This window comes from Luteibacter sp. P4_E6, assembly GCF_056401535.1.
Genome location: NZ_JBFUJE010000300.1, coordinates 1 through 4,798, shown reverse-complemented (window position 1 = coordinate 4,798; position 4,798 = coordinate 1). Strand labels below are relative to the sequence as shown.

Annotated in this window: 4 protein-coding genes; 1 reads left to right on the top strand and 3 read right to left on the bottom strand. The window is 61.2% G+C overall.

Annotation, left to right across the window (positions count from 1 at the left end; translation table 11 throughout):
* Positions 1-466: 466 nt before the first annotated feature.
* Positions 467-1,615, top strand: a complete 1,149-nt coding sequence (locus AC1DT2_RS15885) for an RES family NAD+ phosphorylase (RefSeq protein WP_477297371.1) — start codon at positions 467-469, stop codon at positions 1,613-1,615.
* Positions 1,616-1,759: 144 nt separating this feature from the next.
* Here the strand turns inward: AC1DT2_RS15885 and AC1DT2_RS15880 are convergent, their stop codons facing one another.
* From AC1DT2_RS15880 to AC1DT2_RS15870, 3 genes are all read right to left on the bottom strand, one after another.
* The gene (locus AC1DT2_RS15880) at positions 1,760-3,004 is read right to left on the bottom strand and encodes an N-6 DNA methylase (protein ID WP_477297370.1); all 1,245 of its coding nucleotides are present in this window, start codon (positions 3,002-3,004) and stop codon (positions 1,760-1,762) included.
* 67 nt (positions 3,005-3,071) lie between these two features.
* The gene (locus AC1DT2_RS15875; RefSeq protein ID WP_477297369.1) at positions 3,072-4,127 is read right to left on the bottom strand and encodes a hypothetical protein; all 1,056 of its coding nucleotides are present in this window, start codon (positions 4,125-4,127) and stop codon (positions 3,072-3,074) included.
* A gap of 39 nt (positions 4,128-4,166) precedes the next feature.
* On the bottom strand, positions 4,167-4,798 hold a 632-nt coding region (locus AC1DT2_RS15870), incomplete at its 5' end, for a hypothetical protein (protein WP_477297368.1).

Here is a 4,798-nt window from a genome sequence, read left to right as displayed (position 1 = left end):
GAAGTGGACACTGTTCACGTTTTGGGGCCGGGTGAGCGCTAACGCCCGTTCTGGCGCGGTTTCTCGCCTGCCTCAGACCCTTCAAGCTAACGCCGGCTCTCGCGGAGGGTGGTTACCAATTCGCCAGCCGTATGTGAGCCCGGCTTAGAAGGCCGTCCCGGCGCCCCCTTCGCGCGAGGTCGGACGGCTTCGCCAACGAGGTCACACAGAGCCCGAGATCGCTGACATCATCGGCGTGGCATCGCCGTGGGTAGCGCTATCTGCACGAACTTAGTCTTGTAGCGCTTAGTTGGGGCGAATCTTGCCGCGTCTTGCCAGCGAAAAGGACCTATGAATGTCGTATGTTTGCCCAGAGTGTTTTGACGAAATCGTCCTGAAGAGACGCGTCAAAGAGTTGCGTGCAGCATCCAAGACCACGTCTAAGTGTAGGTTCCATCAGTCACGGAAGGGTATTCCGGTAGAACAGGTGGCAGAATTGTTCGACCCTGTCATTCGTGCAACTCATAGCGTGGGTGACTACGACTGGAACGGCGAGCCTGAAGGCGACGACCTCGCACAAGTAGTGCTTGAGCTCGGTGAGATGGATGACTACGACGCCGCAAAACTGGTGGCACGGGCACTTATTGAAGCGGACCCGTACCTGCCACAAGACGGCGAAGAGCCCTTTTTCTCGGATGAGTATGGCTACGTTACATCCCCCGGAACCTATGGCGCACATTACAGTGTGCTGTGGGATCGCTTCCGGAAATCTATCCTGCATTCGGCTCGCTTCTTCAACGAGGGGGCATCGACGGCATTGCAAGAGATCTTCGAGGACGTTCATCGGCAACATTCTGTCGAAGGCCCTGTCGTCTACACAATTGGTCCCCATACGTCAGCCAAAGCAGTCTATCGAGCGCGACTCGCCGACGATCAAAATCTAAGAAAAATACTTGAAAATCCGTGGATCGAGCTCAGCGTTCCGCCGGAGGGAATGCGCAAGCCAGGGCGTATGAACGCTTCGGGTATCGGAGTCTTTTATGGCGCATTTGATCGGGAAACATGTGTAGCGGAGTTGCGCCCTCCTGTTGGTGAAACTGTCGCGGTGGGCCAATTCAGTCTTCTCCGCGAGCTATGCGTTCTCGATCTAACGCGCTTCGCCGCCCCTCAGAAACATAAAAGCAATTTTGCCAAGTACCAGATAAAGCGCAATGAGCAGTGGTCGTTTCTTCAACGGTTCAGGCGAGCGATTAGTCTCGCCGTGCTCGACTCGAAAAGCTATCTTGATTATGTGCCGACGCAAGTAGTGGCCGAATATATAGGTTCGCAACTAAGGGTCAAGGTGGACGGCACCACCAGAAGAATCGACGGAATCATCTACGAGTCCGCTCAGCACAGGGCCGGAAAAAACATTGCCCTTTTCGGAGCCGCTTCCAGCGTTAAAGTCCCGGCGATGGGACGTGGTAAAACTCCTCCTGAGCTCGACTGGATCGATGAGATGTTTGCATTTGACGATAAAGGAAGCTCGCAGGAACCCGCACTTTCGATCTCCGCTGATGACGTTACAGAACTCCGCGTGACCGGCGCTCACTACGATACGATCCCACTGCAAGCGACATCCACAATGGACCTATAGATGGTGGCGAATCCTATTTCTCGCATCTTCAAGGAAAAGTAGGTTCGCTCCTCCCTAACATTCACGGTTCGCGCTTGTCGGCGACGACCTGGAGGGTGGCGCGGAGTGACTTAATGCACCGCGCGACAGACGGCGGCGCGACCCTCAGCGCCGCCGGGTACCCGACCCTAGCGGCACTGGGAATTCCATAAGAGATGACCGGTTGAGTACGCGGGCACACACACCGCGCGCATTCGCGGCCAAATATGCGTGTCCCTGGACCGAGTTGAGCGAGCGCCACAGCTGAGCCATTGCTTTGACTGGCCCGCGCACCACATATAGGCAGTCGCTGATCACGGACTCGCCGGCCATAACGCGGGCGAAGCGCTCTTCCAGATGCCGCCCGACACGAGTCAGGACGATGTCCCCTGCCCTGGCCCGGGGAGCGTCGCCGTACGCCCGACGAATGCTGGCACGCGACAGAAACAGGTCGCGATCCTGACCGGCGCCGGGGATATCGGTGGAGTGCAGAATCGGCAACCCGGCATGTGATGCCTCGGTTGCATTCCAGCGGCCACGAATTATCTCCACGCCAGCGAATTCGCTTAGCGCCTGCACGGCAAGGCCGCCGGTCGAGCGCTGCCAAGCGTAGAACCGGTGGTCCATGCGGGACGCCGCTTCGTCAGCCGAGACGTAAAGCGGCTCGCTGAGGGACGCGGTCTGGTCGGCGCTGTAAAGGGGAATGCGATCGGGCGACGACCCACCCTTCTCCAGGGTTAGGATGAACGTCTTGGCGTCGGTACCGGGAAAAGCGCGCGACGGTAATTCGATGACGCTATGAAGGGCGTGCGAAGCCAGCAGCGCCTCGCGCAGCGGCCGGCTACGCTCGCCGGTAACCGTACCGTCGGGCACGATGATACCCATCTGGCCACCGTGCCGAAGCAGCCGCAGATTATGCGCAAGGAAGACGAGGTCTGCCGGCATCCCACCCTCGCGCGGCAGTGCGGCCTGCAGGCCAACCTTCTTAAGCAGCGAGCGGTACGGGTCAGCCAGCTCCGCCACTTGGTAGGGAGGGTTGCAAACCGCCGCATCGAATTCGATGAGATCAAGTCGGCGACTGCGTGCGAATGTCGGCGATAGCACGTTCATCACGAGGTGCTTGTGATCACCGATCACCTGGTCAGCCACGCGAAGGGTGTGATCGATATCGACCGACGTCAGGCGCGCCGCCTGCCAGCGGCGCCGGGCGGCAGCCAGCAACGATCCTTCGCCCGCGCCGAGCTCGACCACGTGACCGGCCTCTGCGAGCGTCATCTGCCCCACCAGCAGGTCGCCGATCTCCGGCCGGGTGAAGTACTGCTCCAGCGCGCGGGAACGGGTCCGCGTGGGAGTGGTGCTCGGATTCAACATATGGATCTCCCTGCCAGCATGGTAATCACATAGAGCGCCCATCCAAAGGAGCGCAGCCCCTTACCCATCATTGCCACCTCGCCTTGCCGCTGCGGGGTTCTCGAGTTTGCGCCCGCGCCTCGCTCATGAGCTGGTCGGCCAATAAGTTGATCGCCTCAGCAGGCTTCACCGACGGGTCCGCGAGCTCGACGGGCGCACGCGCAAGGCGCATGTGCCGGGCGAGCGCGCTTTCACGCAAACCGCCGCGATAGCCCAGTGCCACGAACTGGTGTCTTAGCGACCGAAGTGTTGGGCCGGCGCCGGCTGCCCGGCGAGTAGGCTCCGTGCCCGCGACGATCCGCGAAATGGACGAGTCCGTGAGGCCCGCCGTGGGCCGGCTGAGCGAACGCAACGCCGGGGACGAGCCACCCTGCGTCACAGGTAGAGATCGGCGATAAGCCGCCCACCAGTCTAGGCAAAGGTGCGGAAGAACCGTCCAGGTGGTGCTGCCATTTCGGTCGGGGAGGCGCACCTGGAGCTGGTCCTCACGCACCCGAATGTCGTTCATGCACAGTGCGGCGAGCTCTCCGCGCGAGGCATTCGACCAAAACGCCAGCTGCCGGATCCATTGATCGCGCAGGCGGCGCGGCGAGTCTGACGTGTCGGGCGTATGCGCCAATAGCGCCACCACATCCACAACCGGAACGGACGCCGAAGCGCAAGTGGCTACCTCGATAGGCGCCGAGGGCCGCCATTGTTTCAGGTGCATCGCCATTGCTAGCGCCGCAGGGTTTTGCTGCGCCAACCAAAGGAAGAAGGCCCCTAGAATGCGCTTGGCCTGCAGCAGCGATCCCGTCTGGAGCGGGCGCGTGATGCCCACGCTGGCCAGTACTGCTTCATTGTCCGACGACAGGGCGTCGCAGAGCGCCACCGCGTTCGCTTCGTCGAACACCCGTCGCGTACCTGGCGCCGACCACCAGCGACGCAGTCGGCCGCCCTCGCGTTGGTACGCACGCAAGGTGTGCTCAGCGAGTTCGCGGGAATGACACCACTTATCGAAGGCGCTGGAGACGTCGTCGGCTTGCATCGAATCTTCTCGTAATACGTGATTATTTTTATACTCCTTTATACTAATGCTGTCCATCCGCGCGTCGTACTGGTGGCGACCGCGGGGACTGCGGCTTTACGCCACGCGCTTGTTGATCAAGTACCGGTGGACGGCGCCGACGCCACTGGTCTGCTTTCGCGCCCGGATGGGAAAGTCGTATTTCAAGCGCACGTCGTCGCGACAACAGGCGAACAGGGCGACGCCGATGGAGCTGGGCTTGGAGCCCAGCGGGGCGACGAGCAGGCGCTCGTTGCGGCCGGCGTCGATGGCGCGCGCCGCATCGTTGAGCTGCTCAAACGTCGCCTTGGGGTTGTTCGCACCCGCGAAGGCGACCTCTCTGTCCCGGTTCTGATTGATCAGGCGCGCGTGGGGCAACAGCGCATGCATCTCCCACGTGGTCCGGTACGGCGGTACGCCAAAGATCAGCGTGGTGTGCTTGATGAAATTGCCGTCGTCGTCCTGAAGGATGCGGTCCAACCGATCGGCCTCAAAGCCCAGGCATGCCACCAGGCGCCCCGGCTCATCGGGCCGAAGTTCCGGCGCGAACCCTGGCACCGGCTTTAGCCCGACGAAGCTATCGGCGAAGGAGAAGGATAGGTCCATGCTGATGTCGTTGCTTGCCGGGTGATAGTGCTCGGGCTCGGCATACAGATAGCCGAGCTCGCGAGGTGCCGTGCAATGCAGGAACGCGCGGGTGAGGATTAGGA

What these genes read in the sequence shown, in the direction of transcription:
- AC1DT2_RS15880 (WP_477297370.1), bottom strand. Translation starts at nt 3,004, where the DNA reads ATGTTGAATCCGAGCACCACTCCCACGCGGACCCGTTCCCGCGCGCTG.
- AC1DT2_RS15875 (WP_477297369.1), bottom strand. Translation starts at nt 4,127, where the DNA reads ATGGACAGCATTAGTATAAAGGAGTATAAAAATAATCACGTATTACGA.